This is a genomic window from Akkermansia sp. JRP_AM1 (assembly GCF_049262625.1).
Lineage (GTDB): Bacteria > Verrucomicrobiota > Verrucomicrobiia > Verrucomicrobiales > Akkermansiaceae > Akkermansia > Akkermansia massiliensis.
Genome location: NZ_CP118234.1, coordinates 1,459,954 through 1,479,156, shown reverse-complemented (window position 1 = coordinate 1,479,156; position 19,203 = coordinate 1,459,954). Strand labels below are relative to the sequence as shown.

Genomic DNA, 19,203 nt, shown 5'->3' with positions numbered 1-19,203 from the left:
CCATACGCTCACCGGCTCCCCCAGGTGAAAATCTCCCATCTGGAATGCGACAGCCGCCGCGTTCTGCCCGGCTCCTGCTATATTGCCCTGAAGGGAACCCAGGCGGACGGCCACGAGTTCATTCCGGAAGCCATCCGCCGCGGAGCCTGCGCCGTCGTCGCGGAAATGCCCTGCACGAAGGAAGCCAGGGACGCCGGAGTCAGCTGGGTGGAGGTGAACGATTCCCGCCTGGCCGTCAGCCTGATGGGCGCGGCCTGGAACGGCCATCCCTCCCGCCACATGACCATGATAGGCGTGACGGGGACGAACGGAAAAACTACGACGGCCTACATCGCCCATTCCCTGCTGAAGCAGTCCTGGCTGCGCGCCGGGCTGATCGGCACCATCGCCTATGACAACGGGGAGGAAATCACCCCCTCCACCCACACCACGCCCGGCCCGCTGGAGCTGGAACACCTGCTGAAGGAGATGTTTGAAAACGGCTGCCGCGGCGTTTCCATGGAGGTATCCTCCCATGCGCTGGACCAGGAACGCGTGGCCGGCATTAATTTTAACGTGGGCATTTTCACCAACCTGACCCAGGACCACCTGGATTACCACCACACCATGGAGAATTATTTCCAGGCCAAGGCGAAGTTGTTCGAGCAGATGGCGCAGGACACCAGGGCCCGCCGCAAGCCCGTGGCCGTCATCAACATTGACGACGCCTACGGCCGCCGCCTGGCAGAAATGTTCTCCGGCCGCATGGCCGTCAAGACCTACGGTTCCGCCCTGGGCGCGGATTTCCGCATGCTGGTGCACCACGCCACGGCCAAGGGCAGCGAATACGAACTGGAATACAAGGGAAAAAGCTACCTGGTGCGCGTGCCCCTGATCGGCAAATTCAATATGTACAACAGCCTGGCCGCGCTGGCGGCCGTCATCTGCGCCGGCATCCCGGTACGGGACGCCATCGCGAACCTCCAGAACATTCCGCAGGTTCCCGGCAGACTGCAATTGTTCACCCACCCCGGAGGCGCCCAGATCTTCATTGATTACGCCCACACGCCGGACGCCCTGGAAAACGTCTGCAGGACGCTCAAGGAAATCTGCTCCCGCCGCCTGATTACCGTGTTCGGCTGCGGCGGTGACCGGGACAAGGGCAAGCGCCCGCTGATGGGCGCCGTGGCCGCGCGCCTGTCTGACGCCTGCATCGTCACTTCCGACAACCCCAGGAGCGAGGAGCCCCTCTCCATCATCAGCCAGATTACGGCGGGCATGCCGGAAGGCAGGTACGCCATCATTCCGGACCGCGCCCGGGCCATCGCCACGGCCATCGAACAGGCCCGGCTGGGGGACGTCGTCCTGATTGCGGGCAAGGGCCATGAAAACTACCAGGAGCTTTCCACCGGACGCATCGATTTCAGCGACGCCAAGGAAGTGCGGCGCAACATGTTCATCAAGGAGAGGGAAGAGTTCCCGCAGGCATAACACATCATTTCATCTTTCATGACCTCCCTCACGGCACACGGCATCTGCAACGCCATCGGCGGAAAACTGGTCAGCGGCCCCTTTGACAGGGTCGCTTCCGGAGGCGTGTGCACAGACAGCCGCGCCCTGCCGCCCCATGCCGTTTTCTTCGCGCTGGGAGGAGAAAAGTTTGACGGCAACCTGTTTGCCCCGGAGGCTTCCCGCACCGCGGCGGCAGTCGTCGTCAGCCGCGTGGAGGAAGGGATGGACCCCTCCTGCGCCGTCATCCTGGTGGAGGATACGCTGAAAGCCCTCCAGCAGCTGGCCTCCTGGTGGCGTGCCGGGCTGACCCTCACCGCCATCGGCCTGACCGGCTCCAACGGGAAGACCTCCACCAAGGACCTGACCGCCTCCGTTCTTTCCCAGGGACTCCGGACCATCGCCACGCAGGGAAACCTGAACAACCACATCGGCGTTCCCCTCAGCATCCTCCGGGCTTCCCCGGCGGACGAGGCCGCCGTGTGGGAAATGGGCATGAACCATCCGGGAGAACTGGCCCCCCTGTGTGAAATGACACGCCCGAAGATCGGCATCATCACCAGCATCGGCACTTCCCATATTGAATACCTGGGCTCCCGGGAAAACATTGCCCGGGAAAAATGCACGGTAGCCCGCTGCCTGCCGGAAGACGGCTTCATGATTTTCCCGGCGGACTGCGATTATGCGGACATGATCCGCCGGTCCACCCGCGCCGCGTGCATTGAGTGCGGCATTGACTCCGGAACCGTCCGCGCGGAAAACCCGGTCTCCACGGAGAATGGGACGCGTTTCACCCTTTCCATTCCTGATTTCTGCCGGGAGGTGGTGGAACTGCCCGTCCACGGCCGCCACATGGTGGCCAATGCGCTTCTGGCCGCCGCCGCCGGCTGGGTGGCAGGTCTTGCGAAGGAGCAGATCGTCTCCGGCCTCAACCGGGCGCAGCTCACGGGCGGCAGGCTCCACTGCACCCGGTCCAACGGCATTCTGGTAGTGGACGATACGTATAACGCCAATCCGGATTCCATGCAGGCCGCCCTGCACACCGCAGCGGAGCTTTCCTGCACCGGCAGGCGCTTTGCGGTGCTGGGCAGAATGGGGGAACTGGGAACGTTTTCCGAAGAAGGGCACGCGCTGGTGGGACGCACGGCGGAAAAGCTCCGCTTTGACTGCGTGGTCAGCGTGGGAACGGATGCCGCCCGGATTACGGACGCCATTTCTCCGAACTCATCCACCAAAGGACTGAACTTCGGCTCCGCAGAGGAAGCCGCCGAATGGCTCCGCAGCCACACGGCGCCGGGAGACATCGTCCTTTTCAAGGGCAGCCGCCTTGCCCGGATGGAGCAAGTCATGAACCTCACCTTTCCGCCCCAGTAAATTTTATGCATTCCTTCATTGAACAGCTCAGCCCCGCGGGGGCGCTTGCAGAACCGGCAGGGAGAGCCCTGCTGGCCTGCCTCATCTCTTTTGTCCTGACGATGATGTTCGCCCCGCGGGTAATCCGCGCGCTGATTTCCCTGAAAATCGGCCAGCCCATCAGGACCGCGGAGGAAGTGCACAAGCTGGCGGAACTCCACGGAGCCAAGGCGGGAACTCCCACCATGGGCGGCGTGCTGATCGTAGGCTCCATGACGGCGGCTACCCTGCTGTGCGCCAGAATGAACAATCCCTTCATCATCTCCTGCCTGTTCGTCACCCTGGCGCTGGGACTGCTGGGCTTCCGGGACGACTACCTGAAGGTGGCCAAGAAAACCTCGGACGGCATTTCCGCGCGTAAAAAACTCTTCATCCAGTTCCTGGCCGGGCTGGCGGGCGTCACGTTCCTGTACCTGTACCCGGAAGGCAGCCCCCGCGTGGAACTGCATGACTACGTCTCCTCCCTGTTCATTCCGTTCTACGGCCAGGTGAACCTGCCGTGGTACGTTTACATTCCCTTCGGCGTCGTGGTGGTCATGTCCGCCTCCAATGCGGTGAACCTGACGGACGGACTGGACGGCCTCGCCTCCGGCTGCTCCGTCACCACGGGCATCTCCTACGCCATCATTGCCGCCATTTGCGGGAACTGGCTGATGGCGGATTCCCTGGACATCCCCTTCCACCCCGGCGCAGGGGAAATCAGCGTTTTCATGATGGCCCTGGTGGGCGCCTGCCTGGGTTTCCTGTGGCACAACTGCTACCCGGCCAGGGTCTTCATGGGGGATACCGGCTCCCTGGCCCTGGGCGGAGCATTCGGCATGGCCGCCGTCTGCACGGCGCAGGAGCTTCTTTTCATCGTCATCGGTGGCGTTTTCGTCATGGAGGCCACATCCGTCGTTCTCCAGGTAGGCAGCTTCAAGCTGCGCCACGGTAAACGCATCTTCGCCATGGCTCCCATCCACCACCATTTTGAACTCAAGGGATGGAAGGAAACCCAGGTGATTGCCCGCTTCTGGATGATCAGCCTCCTGCTGGCGTTCCTGGGCCTTTTCCTGATCACCACCGCCTGACAACCACGAACATGCAGCTCAACAATCTCAACATCGCCGTCCTGGGAGCGGGAAGAAGCGGACGCGCCGCGGCGCGCCTCGCCATGAAGCATGGCGCCCGGGTGCGCGTGTTTGACGCCTCCCCCTCCATCGGCAACTGGCCGGAAGACATTCCGCTGCACGCCGCCGCCACGGAGGAAGACGGGAGGGCCTTCCGCGCGGACCTGGTGGTCATCTCCCCCGGCATTGAGACGGACAGCCCCTTTGTCAGGGCCTTCGGGCGGGAAGGCGTGGAAACCATCGGTGAAATGGAGCTGGCCTGCCGCTTCTACCATGGCCGCATCATCGCCATCACCGGCACCAACGGAAAAACCACCACCACGTCCCTGGTGGAAAAAATCCTGCTTCGCGCCGGAAAGGCGGCCATCGCCTGCGGCAATTACGGCGTCCCGATGGCGGAAATCCTGCTCCGGGATTCCGTGCCGGACGTGCTGGCGCTGGAGGTCAGCTCCTTCCAATTGGAAACTATCCGCGATTTCCACCCGGACGTGGCCGTATGGCTCAATTTTGCGCCGGACCACATGGACCGCTACAAGTCCGTGGAGGATTACTACCACGCCAAGCTGCACATCTTCGACAACCAGACGGAAGAAGACCTGGCCGTCGTGCGCGCCGGGGAAAGGCTCCCGCACCTGAAAGCCCCCGTCCGCACCTTCAGTTCGGAAGATCCGGCGGCGGACCTTTATTACCGGGAACCGCAGGTCATGGAGGGAGACAAGCCCCTGCTGAACCTGGCGGATACCACCCTGAACCAGCGCCACAACGCGGAAAACGCCATGGCCGCCGTGCTGGCCTGCCGCCACCTGGGCATTCCCGCGGAAACGGCTGCGGAAGTATTGAAGGAGTTCACTCCCCCGGCCACCGCTGCGAGACCGTCCGCACGCTGGACGGCGTGCTGTGGCTGAACGATTCCAAGGCCACGAACCTGCACGCGCTGGAAGCAGCGCTGAAATCCCAGAATTCCCCGGTCATCCTGATTGCCGGAGGCAAGGACAAGGGACTGGATTACCTGCCCCTGCGGCCCATGCTGAAGGAAAAGGTGCGCGCGTGCGTCGTCTTCGGCCAGATTGCGGACCAGCTCCAGGACGCCTTTTCCCCGTGGTTCCCACGGAAAAAGCAGCGGACGTGGCGGACTGCGTGGCCAAGGCCCGCGCCTGCGCCAGGACGGGAGACACCGTCCTGTTCTCCCCCGGCACCTCCTCCTTTGACATGTTCACCGGCTACGTCCAGCGCGGCCAGGCCTTCCGGGACGCGGTGAACGCCCTCTCCCCCTTTCCTGACAACCCACCAGAAACCCACCATCATGAAAACGACCAAGACCCCCGATCACAATCCGACCGGACGCACCCGTCCGAAACGCAAAATGGGCACCGTGCTCCGTGCCAAGCTCAGCAGATACCGCGCACGCGTCTCCGAATTTGAAGATGACGCTCCCAGCAGCACCGTCGTGCGCTGGCTCGTCGTCCTCCTTCTTCTCCATCTTCTTGTTATCGGCGGCGTCTATGTCCGCAGCACCTGGTTCAGGAATACGACGGAGACCGTGGAAATGGCAACCGCCCTTCCCGCGCCGCCCACCGTTTCCCAGACGCCCGTTCCTGCGGCTCCCCCGGCGGTTCTGCCCCAGGCTCCCCAGGCCGCTCCCGCGGCTCCGGTCACCATCACGCAGCCGGAACAGGTGGTGGACGCGCGCCCGAACAGGCAGCCGGTTCCCGCCGTGCAGGAACACATTCCGGATGCCGCTCCGGTGGCAGGTCCTGCGCGCCACATCGTGCGCACGGGGGATACGTGGGAACGGATCGCCCGTGACAACCAGGTGGCCGTCAATGACCTGAAAGCCGTCAATCCCAGGGTGCAGCGCCTTGTCAGCGGAAGCACGCTCGTCATTCCGGCACGCCCCGGCGACAAGATGGCGCCGGAAAAAACCGCCGCCGCGGAAACGGAACCGGACGGCGTGGCGCATATCGTGAAGAAGGGTGAGACCCTCTCCGTAATCGCCCGCAAGTACAAGATGAACTGGCGCTCCCTCCAGAAATTCAACAAGATGAACGACCGGGACGTAGCACGCCTCAAGATCGGTCAAAAGATCATGATTCCCAAGAAGTAAGTTCTTTCTCTTCCCGCCCCTGCCGCCATGTCTTCCAAAGTCTGCATGATTCTGGTCTGGTTTTTCGTCATCTGCCTTCTGGTCGTGGGCCTGGTGATGGTATCCAGCACGGCGGCCTGGGCGGAAGAAACCAAGCACCCGTACGAGCCCCTGTTCAAGCAGACCGCCTTTGCCTGCGCGGGGCTGGTGGGGGCCATGATCCTCTCCCGGATAGATTACCGGATATGGAGGAAGTATATCTGGTGGATTCTGGGGTTCGCCTGCTTCCTGCTGGTGCTGTGCTACGTGCCGGGCATCGGGAAGGAGATCAACGGGGAACGCCGCTGGATCACCATCGGCATGCAGTTCCAGCCCAGTGAATGCGCCAAGCTCTGCATGATGATGGCGCTGGCCAACTGGCTGGCCCTGTACCGGGACCGCACTACCTCCTTCTGGTGGGGGTTCGTGATGCCCGGCGTCATCTTCGGCATTCCGCTGGCGCTGATTCTTTTTGAAAAGGACATGGGCACCTCCGTAGCGCTGGCCCTGGCCGCGTTCTGCGTGATGTTCGTGGCCGGCACGCGCAAGATTTACCTGGGCGGCGCCCTAGCGCTCGCCGGAGCGGCCCTGTACGTTCTGGTGCAGAGCAACGCCAACCGCCTGGAACGCTTCCTGGCCTGGAAGGACCTGGACGCCCACCGCCTGGGCGCGGGGCTCCAGCAGTACCGCGCCTCCATCGCCCTGTCCCGCGGCGGCCTGGACGGGGTGGGCCTGGGCAACAGCGCGGAAAAGCACGGCACGCTTCCCTTCGCCCATACGGACTTCATCTTCGCCCCGCTTGGGGAGGAGTTCGGCTTTTACGGAACCATGTTCGTCCTGCTCTGCTATTTCCTGATGACCTATGCGGGCATCGGCGTAGCCATGCAGTGCCGGGACGCCTACGGCCGGTTCCTGGCCGTGGGGATCGTCGCCATCATCTTCTGCCCCGCCATCCTGAACATTGCCGTGGTGACCAACGCCGTGCCCAACTCCGGGCTGCCGCTGCCCTTCATCAGCTTCGGGGGCACCAACCTGGTCTTCACGCTGGCCGCCCTGGGCATGCTCACCAGCATTCAGAGATTTTCCACCGGTGCACAGCCCAACTGTGAAATCACCCGCAAAGACGAACGCTCCATTGACGTAAGATTATGACTGAACCCTCTCCCTCGCGTCCCACCCTGAACATCGTGATTGCCTGCGGCGGCACGGGGGGCACCTTTTCCCCGGCATAGCCGTAGCCCAGGAACTTAAAAAGCGCGGCCACAACGTCACCCTCCTCATTTCCCAGAAGAAGGTGGATGCGCAGGCCAGCAAGAATTACGGCGATCTCAATTTCCGCACCATTGAGGCCATCGCTATGCCCAAAATCCCGTCCATGTCCCTGCTGGGCTTCGGGCTCAGGCTGTACAAGGCCATCCGTTTCAGCCGCAGCCTTCTGGACGAGGTGAATGCGGACGTCGTCATCGGCATGGGCGGCTTTACTTCCTTCTCCCCGTTTACGCCGCCCACCGCAAGGGCATCCGCACCTACGTGCACGATTCCAACGCCCTGCCCGGCAAGGCCAACCGCATGACCGCCAAATGCTGCACGAACGTGTTGCTGGGCATTGAGGAGGCCAGGCACTATTTCAACCCCGCCAAGTGCATCGTCACCGGCACCCCGGTGCGCCAGGAGATGGAGGAACGCAGGGATAAGGATGAATCCCGGGCGGAGCTCAACCTGCCGAAGGACCGCCGCGTGGCCCTGGTGATGGGCGGCTCCCAGGGGGCCAGGAACCTGAATTCCCTGGTCATTGAAGCGGCCCGGCAGTGCGCGGACCTGTGCGACTTCCTCATCATCACCGGCTCCGCGGATTTTGCGCGCGTGAGCCAGCTGACGGCGGACATGCCCCATGTGCACGTCATTGAGTTCTGTTCCGCCATGGCGACCGCGTACGCCGCGGCGGACGTGGTCATTTCCCGTTCCGGGGCGTCCAGCCTGACGGAGCTGGCCCACATGGGGAAGGCGGCCCTGCTGGTTCCCTACCCCTTTGCCGCGGATGACCACCAGGCGCACAACGCGCGCGTCTTCGCGGCCCACGGGGCGGCGCGCATGATGCGTGAAAACACCCTCACGCCGGACGATATTGCGGCTTTTCTGAACGAAGTCTTCAAGGATTCCTCCCTGCTGGCCTCCATGAATGAATGTGCTTTACGTCTGGATACGCCTGATGCAGTATCCCGCATCGCCAATGTCATTGAAAACACGGACCATGCAGCCATCCATGATTGAGACTTTACGCAAACGCCTGATGGACAGGGAACATCCGGCACGTCTCCACCTCATCGGGGTGGCCGGGTCCGGCATGTCCGGCCTGGCGCTCATGCTGATGGAAATGGGGCACCGGGTGAGCGGCTGCGACCGGGTGACCAGCACGGAAACCGAACGGCTCCAGAGCCTGGGACTTTCTTTTTCCTGCCCGCATTCAGCGGACGCCGTCTCCGACGCGGAAATCGTCATTTATTCCAGCGCCATCCGGGAGGATAATCCGGCCCTTTCCGCCGCGCGCAAACTGAACATTCCCTGCATGCGCCGCGCGGAATGCCTGGCGGCCATCCTGAACGGGAAGAAGGGCGTCGTGGTCTCCGGCACGCACGGCAAAACCACCACCTCGGCCCTCTGCGCTCACCTGATGCGGGAAGGCCGCATGCGCCCGTGCCACTATGTAGGGGCGGAAATCCCCGTGCTGGGCACCAACGCCCACTGGAACGAGGACAGCGAATACCTGGTGGCGGAAGGGGACGAGAGCGACGGCACGCTGGTGAACTACATCCCGGAGCACAGCATCGTCCTCAACATTGAGCCGGAACACCTGGACCATTACAAGGACCTGGATGAAATCAAGGCCGTGTTTGACCAGCTGTGCTCCCAGACGCGGGGCAAGATCATTTACTGCCGCGCCCATCCCGGCGCAGCGGACGTATGCGCCGGCTATCCCAATTCCGTTTCCTACGGCTGGTCTGGTGCGGATTACACCGCCACGGACATCCTGGAACGCCGCGGCCGCACCCTGTTCACCGTCCTGAAAGGGGAAGAGGAACTGGGCCGCGTGGAGCTGGGCATTCCCGGACGCCACAACGTGCTGAATTCCCTGGCTGCCATTGCGCTGGCAACGGAACTGGGCGTGGACTTCCCGGCGATAACGCGCGGCCTGGCTTCCTTCGCCGGGGCCAAGCGCCGCTTTGAGACCAAATACCTTTCCCCCACCATCCGGATTGTGGACGATTACGGCCACCATCCCACGGAGATAGCCGCCACGCTCCAGACCGCCCGCTCCCTCCAGCCGAACCGCCTGGTGGTTTACTTCCAGCCGCACCGCTACACGCGCACCCAGATGCTGGCGGACGACTTCGGCAAGGTGCTCCAGGCGGCGGACCTCGTCTTTGTGGCGGACGTTTACCCCGCCAGCGAACTGCCCATTGAAGGAGTGAGCGGCCAGACCATCATCGACGCCATGCACAGGCACGGCCCGGTGGAAACCCATTATCTTCCCGACCTGGGCACGGCCCACCACGCCATCGGCAACGCGCTGAAACCCGGAGACCTGTTCCTGACGCTGGGGGCCGGAAACGTCCACGAATGCGGCATGCGCATCGCGCGCGACCTGGCTCTGCTGGAGGATCTGGAACGCACCGCGGGCGAATCCCTGGAAGGCAAGCTGTACGAACCCATGTCACGCCACACCACCATGAGGGTGGGAGGCTGCGCCCAGTACTGGCTGGAGCCCTCCACCTTCTCCGGCATGCAGACAGCCGTCAATTATTGCCGGGACAGGAACATTCCCGTGCACGTCATTGGCCGCGGCTCCAACATCATCGTCAGGGACGGCGGCCTGCGCGGCGCCGTCATCCACCCCTCCGGAGGCGAATTCGACGTCCTGGAAATTCAGGGGAACCGCCTTTCCGCCGGCGCGGGAGTGCGGCTGAAAAAGCTGGTTTCCACCGCCGTCCAGAACGGCCTGGGCGGCCTGGAATGGATGGACGGCATTCCAGGCAATGTGGGAGGAAGCCTCCGCATGAACGCCGGGGCCATGGGCATGGACATGATTAAAAACCTCGTCTCCGTCGTCTGCCTGGATGAAGACGGGGAAATCCGCAGTCACACAAAGGAGGAACTGAACGCCCAGTACCGCTCCATCCCGGACCTGGCCCATAATTTTGTGCTTCAGGCCGTGTTTGAAGCGCAGCCCGCCCCGGCGGAGGAAATGGAACGGCTCCTGGCGGCGGCCAGGGCCAAGCGCAAGCTTTCCCAGCCCGTAGGAGCCAGCGCAGGCTGCATCTTCAAGAACCCGGAGGAAATCCCGGCGGGCAGGCTCATTGACGAGCTGGGCCTGAAAAACGCCTGCGTGGGGGATGCCTGCGTGTCAGACGTGCACGCCAATTTCATCATCAACCGCGGCCATGCCAGGGCGCGGGACATCACCATCCTGATTGACATGATCCGGAAGGAAGCCATGGAAAACCGCGGCATTGACCTGAAATCGGAAGCCCAGGTCATCGGAGACCGGGAACCCCAGTTTTAACCCATTCATTATTTTATTTCAACATGAGCACTCTCAAGCGCGACCTCAAGATTGCCCTTCTCCTTGGCGGCCCCGGAGCGGAACGGGAAGTATCCCTCGTCTCCGGAAAGTCCGTTTACGGCGCCCTGCGCCAGGCCGGGTTTACCGACGTAACGGAGGTGGACGTACATGGTCCGGACTTCCGGCTGCCGGAAGGCACGGAACTGGCCTACAACATCATTCACGGCACCTTCGGCGAGGACGGGGCCCTTCAAGCCATTCTGGAGGAACGCGGCGTTCCGTATACGGGAGCCGGTTCCCGTTCCAGCGCCTTGTGCTTTGACAAGTCCGAATCCAAGAAGGTATTTCTGGAAGCCGGGGTTCCCACCCCCCGCGCGGAAATCCTGGACTGCTCCGGCGGCATCGTGATGCCGTCCCTTCCCCTTCCCTTCGTCATCAAGCCTCCCTGCGAGGGCTCCAGCGTGGGCGTCCACATCATCCACAAGCAGGAAGACGTGCTCCCCGCCATGGAGGAAGCCGTTACCCACGGCACCACCGTGCTGGTGGAGGAATTCATTCAAGGCCGTGAACTTACGGTGGGCGTTCTGGACGGGGAAGCCCTCCCGGTCATCCACATCTGCCCCCGCTCCGGCTTCTATGACCTGAGCAACAAGTACCCGTGGATGAACATGGGCGGAGGCACGGATTACATCTGCCCGGCGGACCTTCCGGAAGAAATCGCCGCCAAGGTGCAGGAGGCCGCCCTGAAGGCCTACCGCGCCGCCGGCGTGGAGGTGTACGGCCGCGTGGACGTGCTGCTGCGCGAGGTAGACGACTCCCCCTTCGTGCTGGAAATTAACACCATTCCCGGCATGACCCCCTCCAGCCTGCTCCCCAAGGCGGCTGCTGCCGCCGGCTGGTCCTACGAGGCCCTTTGCGAAAAAATAGCGGAATTATCGCTAGCCACCCCCCGGAAATAGCGTAATATTTGACAGAGGGCGGGGAGTCGCCCATCCCACACCCCCCGATGTCGCACAAAGCCACAACGCCAGTCCCCCGTTCCGCCAAAAGGCCGGAAATGCTCCTGCTGGAACGGGAGGCCAGAAAAGAAACCATTGAGCGCAAGGGCAGGAACTACCGTTTCTGGCTCTTCCGGCGCAAGCTGTACCACATCGTCACCGTTTACACGCTCATCTTCGGCCTTATCGGGGCCATCGTCTTCCTCTGGACGGATTACATCCTCAAGTACGACTGGCTCTCCATCGACACCGTCACGTTGAAAAGCAACGGCATTTTCAACTCCGAGCAGGCTTTCGCCGTCATGGGGATAGGCCCGAAGGACAACATCTTTTCCATGGATGCCCCGGAACTGGAACAGCGGCTGGAAAAATGCCCGGCCATCCGCCGGGCGGCCGTCAAGCGCCAGATATCCTCCAATCCCACGCTGCTGGTGGACATTGACGCGCGCATCCCCGTGGCATGGATTGACTGCCCGGAACTGGGCGTCCACCCGGGAGACGCCAAATACGGCGTTCTGGCGGACAAGGAGGGCGTCATTTTCCCCTGTATGGAGCAGGTCCACATGCCCTACATCCAGGGCAGGCACATGCCCTCCGTCACGCTCAGGCCGCCCAGCTCCGGCCAGCTCAGCTACGGAGTCGGCATCCGGGAGCTGGAAGCGCCCATGAAGCTGATTGAGCTGCTCTCCGGCACGGTGACGGAATACCTGCCCAGCATCGTCTCCATCACCACGCCCAACGACTGGTCCTTCTGCGTGCGCTTCTCCAACGACTGCCAGGCCACCTTCAGCCATTACGGCCTGGAGCACCAGGTGGAAAAACTGTCCCGCGCTCTCCGGCACGCACGCCAGACGCACCGGAAAATCAGCGCCATCAACCTGATTCCGGAGCACAATATCCCCGTCATTTTCGACGATTCCTACGAGGACATCCCCCTTGCGGAACCGATTGAGGAATGACGCCGTGCCGGCGTCCCCTCCCGGAAGCGGTTTTTCCCCGTTCCCGGCCTTCTCCCGGGAACGTTCTCCCATATTTTCCTCAATTCCTCCCGAGCGAAACACCTGGTTTTCACAGGTTTTCCCCCATGTCAGAATTCTATTCTTTCTCAACGGGAAATGAGATCGTGAAGACCTATTGAACACTTGCCAATAACGCCGCGCAAGCTATACTTTCCACGATATTATGAGCAACGAAACACCTTTATCACCCGAAGCGGAAAAACTGGCAGCGGCCCGCAAGCGCAACCTTGACCTGGCCCTCTCCCAAATCCAGAAAGACTTCGGAGAAAACGCCATCATGCGCCTTGGAGACAACGTCAAGATGGAAGTGGACGTCATCCCCACCGGCAATCTTCTCATTGACCGCGCGCTGGGCGTGGGCGGCTTCGCCCGCGGCCGCATCGTGGAAATCTACGGACCGGAATCCTCCGGTAAAACCACCCTGACCCTGACGGCCATCGCCCAGGCCCAGAAAGCCGGCGGCCTGGCCGCGTTCATTGACGTGGAACACGCCCTGGACCCGCAGTACGCCGCCCGCCTGGGCGTCAACCTGGACGACCTGCTGGTCTCCCAGCCGAGCTCCGGGGAAGAAGCCCTGCAAATCTGCGAAGCCCTGGTGCGTTCCAATTCCATTGACGTCATCGTGGTGGACTCCGTGGCCGCGCTGGTCACCAAGCAGGAGCTGGAAGGCGAAATAGGAGACTCCACGGTGGGCGCCCAGGCGCGCCTGATGTCCGCCGCCCTCCGCAAGCTCACCAGCTTCATCTCCAAGGCCCGCACCGTCTGCGTCTTCACCAACCAGATCCGTGAAAAAATCGGCGTCATGTTCGGCAACCCGGAAACCACTCCCGGCGGACGCGCCCTGAAATTCTACGCTTCCGTGCGCGTGGACATCCGCCGCATCGGCCAGATCAAGGCCAGCGACGGCTCCGTAGCCGGAAACCGCACCAAGATCAAGGTGGTCAAGAACAAGGTGGCGCCCCCCTTCACGGAATGCGAGTTCGACATCATGTACAATGAAGGCATCTCCTCCGTGGGAAGCCTGCTGGACCTGGCGATGGAGTATGACATCATCCAGAAGCGCGGCTCCTGGATCAGCTATAACGGCAGCCAGATCGCCCAGGGCAGGGACGCCGCGAAGGAAGCCCTCAAGTCCAACCCTGACCTGTACAAGGAAATCGAAGAACTGGTCAAGGCCAAGATGGACGAGAAGGCGGCCAAATAATCCGGCTCCTTCCCTGTTCCCACTCATTCAAGGCGGCTCCCCCTTCCGGGAGCCGCCTTTTCCCTTTCCGGAGGCAGGCGCAAAAGAATCTTTCACGGAAACTTTTCTCTTGTGCGTCATGAAAAATCCGTTAGTCTGGACGCGATATCGTCCTATGTATCCGACCTCTCGCACATCATTTGCAGCCGTGCTCGGCGTTTTGGGCATGTTTCTGCTGACGCTGTCCACGGCCTTCGGATGGAACCCGGAAACCATCAACGGCGTGCAGTACATTCCGATGTCCGAGGTGCGCACCCATTACAAACTGACACGGGAACGCACGGAAGGACGGCAGAAAGTTTACGAAGTGCCGGAAAAGATCCAGATACGCATGCAGGCGCACAGCCAGGACATGTTCATGAACAACATGAAGTTCGTGCTTTCCTATCCCGTGGCGGACCATCCGTCCAAGGGGCTGATGGTCTCCAACATGGACCTGCACAAAATCATTGACCCGGTCCTGCGCCCCACTTACATCGCCAACCGCCGCAGCTTCAATACGGTAGTCATTGACCCCGGCCACGGCGGCCATGACAGCGGCACGCGCAACCGCATCAGCAGGGAGGCGGACATCAACCTCTCCGTCGCCAAAAAACTGCGGGACCGTCTCAAGGGCATGGGCTACCAGGTGGTGATGACCCGTGACACGGACAACTTCATTACCCTCCAGGACCGCGTCCGCATCGCCAACAGGCACAGCAACGCCATCTTCATCAGCATCCACTTCAATGACGGCGGCCCCTCCGCCCGCGGGGTGGAAACCTTCACGCTGGCCCCTGCGGGCACTTCCTCCTCCATGTCCCGCAACATCCGCCAGGACGCCCTCCAGGGCAACTCCCAGGACAGCATGAACATCGCCCTGGCTACAGCCGTGCAGGGGCACATGCTGAAAGGGCCGCTCGCCATCAAGGAAGGCATCTCCATGGTTGACCGGGGCATCAAGCGCGCCCGCTATTCCGTGCTGTGCACCATCAAGCACCCAGCCATTCTGGTGGAAGGCGGATTCATGTCCAACCCGCAGGAAGCTCTGCTCATCTCCACGGAGCGCTACCAGAACTTCATGGCCTCCTCCCTGGCCGCCGCCGTGCGCCAGTACCGCACCGCTCTGGGCCAGCAGGTGCGCAGAACGCGTTAAGCCCCGCACTTACCGGGGGTTGCCCCTCCGCAGCATGAACATCATCCGCATTCCCGGCCTGGCAGACTATCAGGAAACCCTGGAACTTCAGGAACAACTGGTCCGGGCCCATCAGGAAGACCCGGAACGGGAAGATGACCTGCTTCTGCTGGAACATGCCGGGGTTTATACCATCGGGCGCACGCGCGACCACGCCAGCCTGCACCCCGGTTCCGCGCTCCCCTTCCCCGTTCATGAAATCAACCGTGGCGGGCAGGCCACCTACCACGGCCCCGGCCAGCTCGTAGGGTACCCCATCACGGATTTGAACCGCTGCGGCAGGGACCTGCACAACTACGTCACCGCCCTGGAAAACGCCTTGATTGAAGCTTGCGCCAAATTCGGCGTACAGGCCCGCATCCGGGAAGGTTTGGTGGGCGTATGGGTGGAGGACCGCAAAATAGCCTCCATCGGCGTAGGGGTGAAAAAATGGATCGCCATGCACGGCTTCGCCTTCAACGTGACCCGCGAATCCCTGCCCCCCTTCCAGGCAATCACTCCGTGCGGCATCCAGGGCGTGCAGATGACCTGCCTGGAACAGGAAATGCCGGAATCCGGGCAGAAGGACGACCTGCTGGACCGGTTCGGAAACGCTTTTGCAACACTGTGGAAGGAAAAATTCCACCGGAATTCAAAAGGTGCAGAGTGTGCCGGGGAGCATGAAAAATCCTTCTTCCCTTGAAGACGGAAATGCGCCAAAGGCTGGGAAGCGGCCATTTCAGACCATGAATGCAGGGGAAATGTTCAAAAAAACACTTCCTGTAAGACACAGACCGTGTCAGCAATACGTCCTTGCATCTTGACGCGGTTCCCGAACGGACGGATGCTTATACCAGTTATGGGGAAAACACTTTTCCAAAAAATCTGGGACGCTCATTCCGTCGGCATCCTGCCGGACGGAAGAACGCAAATGTTCATCGCTACACATCTGCTGCATGAAGTCACCTCTCCGCAGGCTTTCGGAATGGTCCGGGACCTGGGCCTAACCGTGCGTCACCCGGAACGCACCTTTGCCACCGTGGACCACATCATCCCCACGGACAACCAGGCGGAACCGTTCGCGGACGCTACGGCTGACGCCATGATCAAGGAACTGCGCCGGAACTGCGCGGAAAACGGCATCCGCTTTTTCGACCTCCCCACCGGCCTCCAGGGCATCGTGCACATGGTAGGCCCGGAACTCGGCATCACCCAGCCGGGCATGACCATCGTGTGCGGGGACTCCCACACGGCTACGCACGGCGCGTTCGGCTCCATTGCCATGGGCATCGGCACCACGCAGGTGCGCGACGTGCTGGCTACGCAGACCATGGCCCTCAGCCCGCTCAAGGTGCGCCGCATCAACGTGAACGGGAAACTGGCCCCCGGCGTGCGCGCCAAGGATGTGGCCCTGCACATCATCGGCCTTCTGGGCGCCAAGGGCGGCCTGGGCTTCGCCTATGAATACGGCGGCAACGTAATAGACGCCATGAGCATGGACGAACGCATGACCCTCTGCAACATGTCCATTGAAGGCGCGGCCCGCTGCGGCTACGTGAACCCCGACCAGACCACGGTGGAATACATCAAGGGCCGTCTGTTCGCCCCCACCGACGCGGACTGGGACAAGGCCGTGGAACGCTGGTTGAGCTTCGCTTCCGATGCGGACGCAGAGTACGACGAGATCGTGGAGATTGACGGAGCCGCCATTGAACCGACGCTGACATGGGGCATTTCCCCGGACCAGAACACGGGCATCAGCGGCAGCACGCCCAACCCCTCCTCCGCCAGGAACGACGACGAACGGAAGATGATCAATGAGGCGCTGGAATACATGAAATTCCCCGCGGACATGCCCCTCAAGGGACTGCCGGTGCAGGTGTGCTTCGTAGGCTCCTGCACCAATGGCCGCATCTCGGATTTCCGGGAAGTAGCCGCCCTTATCAAGGGGCGCCATGTGGCTCCCGGCATCCGGGCCCTGGCCGTTCCCGGCTCCCAGATGACTGCCAGGCAGTGTGAAGAGGAAGGCATCGCGGACATTTTCCGTGAAGCCGGCTTTGAATGGCGCCTGGCGGGCTGCTCCATGTGCCTGGCCATGAATCCGGACAAGCTCCAGGGGGACCAGCTCTGCGCCAGTTCCTCCAACCGGAACTTCAAGGGCCGCCAGGGAAGCCCCACCGGGCGCACCCTGCTGATGAGCCCCGCCATGGTGGCCGCCGCCGCCCTGACCGGGAAGGTCTCCGACGCGCGCGACGTGTTTTCCCTGAATTAACTTTCCAACTTTTTCCTTTATGTCTCTGACCAAATTCACCTCCATCACCGGCACCTGCGTTCCCGTTCCCGGACCGGACATGGACACGGACCGCATCATCCCCTCCCGCTTCCTCAAATGCATCACGTTTGACGAGCTGGCGGGAGTCATGTTCTGGGACGAACGCTTTGACGAAAACGGACAGTCCAAATCCCATCCGGTGGACGATCCCCGCTTCAAGGGGGCTTCCATCATCCTGGGCGGCTCCAACTTCGGCTGCGGTTCCTCCCGCGAACACGCTCCGCAAACCATCAAACGCTCCGGCATCAAAGCCGTCATCGCGGAATCCTTTGCGGAAATCTTCTTCGGCAACAGCACCGGCATCGGCCTCCCTTGCGTGTGCGCGTCCGCGGATGACATTGCCGCACTGACCCGGTACATTTCCGATCATCCGGAAACGGAAGTGACGATCGACCTCCTGAACATGACAGCCTCCTGGAAGGAAGGTTCCTTCCCCATCCGGATGCCGGCGGAAGCCCGTGAAGCCCTGAGCCGGGGCCGCTGGGATTCCATTGCAGAACTGCTTGTCAACATGGATGCCGTGGAAAAGAAAAATGCGGAACTGCCCCAGGTAACAGCCTCCTGCTGATTCAACATTGACCTCTCCCTACCCCCCTCTATCCCCCACCTCCCCATATGATTTTCAGAATTACAGACTACGTCCACTACGGCACGCTGGACAACCGTGAACGCGGAACCGTCAAGCTTGCGCTGCAGCTTATGGGGATGCCCCATCCGGTGAATATCACCCTGCAGGGGGACTGCCTCCAGGATCTGGCCGGATGCCTGGTCGATTTCAGGAACCCCTCCCCCGGATGCTCCCTGCGGAACTTACCCAGCTCCCGGAAAACATCCGGGGCGTGGCGGGGGACATGACGGCCAGCCGCCGCATGCCCGTCAAGGGGAAGAAAACCATGGAAAACTCCCTGTACCTGGAATGGTTCACCAGCCACCACGACATGGTGCTGCTGGAAAGCACGGCCTTTTCCATCAAGGTCTCCCTCCCCGAATGGATCATGGATTCCTGCGAGGAACAGGTTCAGATCATGGCGAACCAGCAGATGCTGCGCACCCAGGTGAAGGAATGGTCCAAAACCTATGCCAATACCCAGGAAGACGGCAACCTGCCCGACCACCACTGGGACAAGCGCCTGCGGGAGGCGGAAGCCATCGCCATCGCCTACCAGGAAGTGTTCCAGAAATACAGGCTGAACCCCACCGGAGACATCCGCCTGGCCTTTGTGATGGGCTGGGACGACGTGCTTGACAACATCGCCCAGTCGGAGGAAACGGGCACTCCGTGTTCCTGCAAAAGCACCGGCATGCTCAGCCTCTTTGACATCCTCAACGAACAGGAGGCCCAGGAGGTGCAGTCCTGCATGTTCCACCCCCTCTTCCAGCAGGTCATGGAGCTGACGGACCTGTGCCAGCGCCAGTTCAGCCGGGAGATCAACAAATCCCAGAGGAACCGGACGGAACCGCCGGAACCCCTGAACCAGATTTTTTACTGCATCCGCTACATCACCCCGCGCATTCTCTCCTGCCTGCTCCAGGAGAAGGAAAACGATGCGGACTACTGCACCATGGCCGCCCGCATGGCCCTGTGCGTGGAACAGACGCGCCAGACGGTAGCCGCGCTGGACATCCGCCGCAGCCAGGTAGACGACGAGGTGACGGAACGTTTTTCTTCCTTGCTGGAGGAAGTCAACTCCTTCCAGGAAAGCCTGGCAACCCAAAGCCGGAAAAGCAATCTATAACCAACTTACTTTCACAACATTACCTCTTC

The 19,203-nt window shown here is 61.8% G+C and carries 18 protein-coding genes and 1 pseudogene; all 19 read left to right on the top strand.

Annotated features, from left to right (window positions below):
• Positions 1-18: 18 nt before the first annotated feature.
• Positions 19-1,470 (top strand): annotated as a pseudogene (locus tag PVA48_RS06985) (UDP-N-acetylmuramoyl-L-alanyl-D-glutamate--2,6-diaminopimelate ligase); the annotation flags it as partial.
• A gap of 18 nt (positions 1,471-1,488) precedes the next feature.
• Positions 1,489-2,862 (top strand): UDP-N-acetylmuramoyl-tripeptide--D-alanyl-D-alanine ligase, encoded by a 1,374-nt coding sequence (locus PVA48_RS06980; protein ID WP_102727615.1) that lies wholly within the window; start codon positions 1,489-1,491, stop codon positions 2,860-2,862.
• 5 nt (positions 2,863-2,867) lie between these two features.
• Positions 2,868-3,971: a phospho-N-acetylmuramoyl-pentapeptide-transferase gene (mraY, locus tag PVA48_RS06975; RefSeq protein ID WP_022397710.1), complete on the top strand. Its 1,104-nt coding sequence runs from the start codon at positions 2,868-2,870 to the stop codon at positions 3,969-3,971.
• Between the two features lie 11 nt (positions 3,972-3,982).
• Positions 3,983-4,915: a UDP-N-acetylmuramoyl-L-alanine--D-glutamate ligase gene (gene murD / locus PVA48_RS06970; protein WP_423232438.1), complete on the top strand. Its 933-nt coding sequence runs from the start codon at positions 3,983-3,985 to the stop codon at positions 4,913-4,915.
• Positions 4,903-5,268 (top strand): hypothetical protein, encoded by a 366-nt coding sequence (locus PVA48_RS06965; RefSeq protein WP_423232437.1) that lies wholly within the window; start codon positions 4,903-4,905, stop codon positions 5,266-5,268. Before murD ends, PVA48_RS06965 begins: the two co-directional genes overlap by 13 nt.
• Positions 5,269-5,313: 45 nt before the next feature.
• Positions 5,314-6,114, top strand: coding sequence for a LysM peptidoglycan-binding domain-containing protein (locus PVA48_RS06960; protein ID WP_102728957.1), 801 nt, complete (start codon positions 5,314-5,316; stop codon positions 6,112-6,114).
• 27 nt (positions 6,115-6,141) lie between these two features.
• A complete protein-coding gene (locus PVA48_RS06955; RefSeq protein ID WP_022397713.1) occupies positions 6,142-7,284 on the top strand; it encodes an FtsW/RodA/SpoVE family cell cycle protein in 1,143 nt (380 codons plus the stop codon).
• A 43-nt stretch (positions 7,285-7,327) separates the two neighbouring features.
• On the top strand, positions 7,328-7,705 hold the full coding sequence (locus PVA48_RS06950; RefSeq protein WP_423232501.1) for a glycosyltransferase: 378 nt from the start codon (positions 7,328-7,330) through the stop codon (positions 7,703-7,705).
• Complete coding sequence (locus PVA48_RS06945) at positions 7,663-8,403, top strand: UDP-N-acetylglucosamine--N-acetylmuramyl-(pentapeptide) pyrophosphoryl-undecaprenol N-acetylglucosamine transferase (RefSeq protein ID WP_423232436.1); 741 nt, start codon at positions 7,663-7,665, stop codon at positions 8,401-8,403. Before PVA48_RS06950 ends, PVA48_RS06945 begins: the two co-directional genes overlap by 43 nt.
• On the top strand, positions 8,396-10,693 hold the full coding sequence (murC, locus tag PVA48_RS06940) for a UDP-N-acetylmuramate--L-alanine ligase (RefSeq protein WP_102728955.1): 2,298 nt from the start codon (positions 8,396-8,398) through the stop codon (positions 10,691-10,693). Before PVA48_RS06945 ends, murC begins: the two co-directional genes overlap by 8 nt.
• A gap of 23 nt (positions 10,694-10,716) precedes the next feature.
• Entirely contained in the window at positions 10,717-11,652 is a 936-nt protein-coding gene (locus PVA48_RS06935) for a D-alanine--D-alanine ligase (protein ID WP_102728954.1), read from the top strand.
• Between the two features lie 47 nt (positions 11,653-11,699).
• Positions 11,700-12,650: a cell division protein FtsQ/DivIB gene (locus PVA48_RS06930; protein WP_102728953.1), complete on the top strand. Its 951-nt coding sequence runs from the start codon at positions 11,700-11,702 to the stop codon at positions 12,648-12,650.
• Between the two features lie 223 nt (positions 12,651-12,873).
• Positions 12,874-13,914, top strand: coding sequence for a recombinase RecA (gene recA / locus PVA48_RS06925; RefSeq protein ID WP_022397718.1), 1,041 nt, complete (start codon positions 12,874-12,876; stop codon positions 13,912-13,914).
• Between the two features lie 187 nt (positions 13,915-14,101).
• On the top strand, positions 14,102-15,088 hold the full coding sequence (locus PVA48_RS06920) for an N-acetylmuramoyl-L-alanine amidase family protein (RefSeq protein ID WP_180971818.1): 987 nt from the start codon (positions 14,102-14,104) through the stop codon (positions 15,086-15,088).
• A gap of 34 nt (positions 15,089-15,122) precedes the next feature.
• Complete coding sequence (gene lipB, locus PVA48_RS06915; RefSeq protein WP_102729050.1) at positions 15,123-15,809, top strand: lipoyl(octanoyl) transferase LipB; 687 nt, start codon at positions 15,123-15,125, stop codon at positions 15,807-15,809.
• A 156-nt stretch (positions 15,810-15,965) separates the two neighbouring features.
• Complete coding sequence (gene leuC / locus PVA48_RS06910) at positions 15,966-17,378, top strand: 3-isopropylmalate dehydratase large subunit (protein ID WP_102728951.1); 1,413 nt, start codon at positions 15,966-15,968, stop codon at positions 17,376-17,378.
• Between the two features lie 19 nt (positions 17,379-17,397).
• The gene (gene leuD / locus PVA48_RS06905) at positions 17,398-18,006 is read left to right on the top strand and encodes a 3-isopropylmalate dehydratase small subunit (RefSeq protein ID WP_022397722.1); all 609 of its coding nucleotides are present in this window, start codon (positions 17,398-17,400) and stop codon (positions 18,004-18,006) included.
• Positions 18,007-18,053: 47 nt separating this feature from the next.
• Complete coding sequence (locus PVA48_RS06900; RefSeq protein WP_423232435.1) at positions 18,054-18,293, top strand: hypothetical protein; 240 nt, start codon at positions 18,054-18,056, stop codon at positions 18,291-18,293.
• Positions 18,233-19,174: a hypothetical protein gene (locus PVA48_RS06895; RefSeq protein WP_423232434.1), complete on the top strand. Its 942-nt coding sequence runs from the start codon at positions 18,233-18,235 to the stop codon at positions 19,172-19,174. The genes PVA48_RS06900 and PVA48_RS06895 overlap by 61 nt, the downstream gene beginning before the upstream one ends.
• Positions 19,175-19,203 lie beyond the last annotated feature (29 nt).

Excerpts from the sequence above, each read along its gene's own strand:
- PVA48_RS06895 (WP_423232434.1), top strand. The coding sequence starts at position 18,233 with ATGCTCCCTGCGGAACTTACCCAGCTCCCGGAAAACATCCGGGGCGTG.
- leuC (WP_102728951.1), top strand. The coding sequence starts at position 15,966 with ATGGGGAAAACACTTTTCCAAAAAATCTGGGACGCTCATTCCGTCGGC.
- lipB (WP_102729050.1), top strand. The coding sequence starts at position 15,123 with ATGAACATCATCCGCATTCCCGGCCTGGCAGACTATCAGGAAACCCTG.
- murC (WP_102728955.1), top strand. The coding sequence starts at position 8,396 with ATGATTGAGACTTTACGCAAACGCCTGATGGACAGGGAACATCCGGCA.
- PVA48_RS06955 (WP_022397713.1), top strand. The coding sequence starts at position 6,142 with ATGTCTTCCAAAGTCTGCATGATTCTGGTCTGGTTTTTCGTCATCTGC.
- recA (WP_022397718.1), top strand. The coding sequence starts at position 12,874 with ATGAGCAACGAAACACCTTTATCACCCGAAGCGGAAAAACTGGCAGCG.
- mraY (WP_022397710.1), top strand. The coding sequence starts at position 2,868 with ATGCATTCCTTCATTGAACAGCTCAGCCCCGCGGGGGCGCTTGCAGAA.
- murD (WP_423232438.1), top strand. The coding sequence starts at position 3,983 with ATGCAGCTCAACAATCTCAACATCGCCGTCCTGGGAGCGGGAAGAAGC.
- leuD (WP_022397722.1), top strand. The coding sequence starts at position 17,398 with ATGTCTCTGACCAAATTCACCTCCATCACCGGCACCTGCGTTCCCGTT.
- PVA48_RS06980 (WP_102727615.1), top strand. The coding sequence starts at position 1,489 with ATGACCTCCCTCACGGCACACGGCATCTGCAACGCCATCGGCGGAAAA.
- PVA48_RS06960 (WP_102728957.1), top strand. The coding sequence starts at position 5,314 with ATGAAAACGACCAAGACCCCCGATCACAATCCGACCGGACGCACCCGT.
- PVA48_RS06935 (WP_102728954.1), top strand. The coding sequence starts at position 10,717 with ATGAGCACTCTCAAGCGCGACCTCAAGATTGCCCTTCTCCTTGGCGGC.
- PVA48_RS06900 (WP_423232435.1), top strand. The coding sequence starts at position 18,054 with ATGATTTTCAGAATTACAGACTACGTCCACTACGGCACGCTGGACAAC.
- PVA48_RS06930 (WP_102728953.1), top strand. The coding sequence starts at position 11,700 with ATGTCGCACAAAGCCACAACGCCAGTCCCCCGTTCCGCCAAAAGGCCG.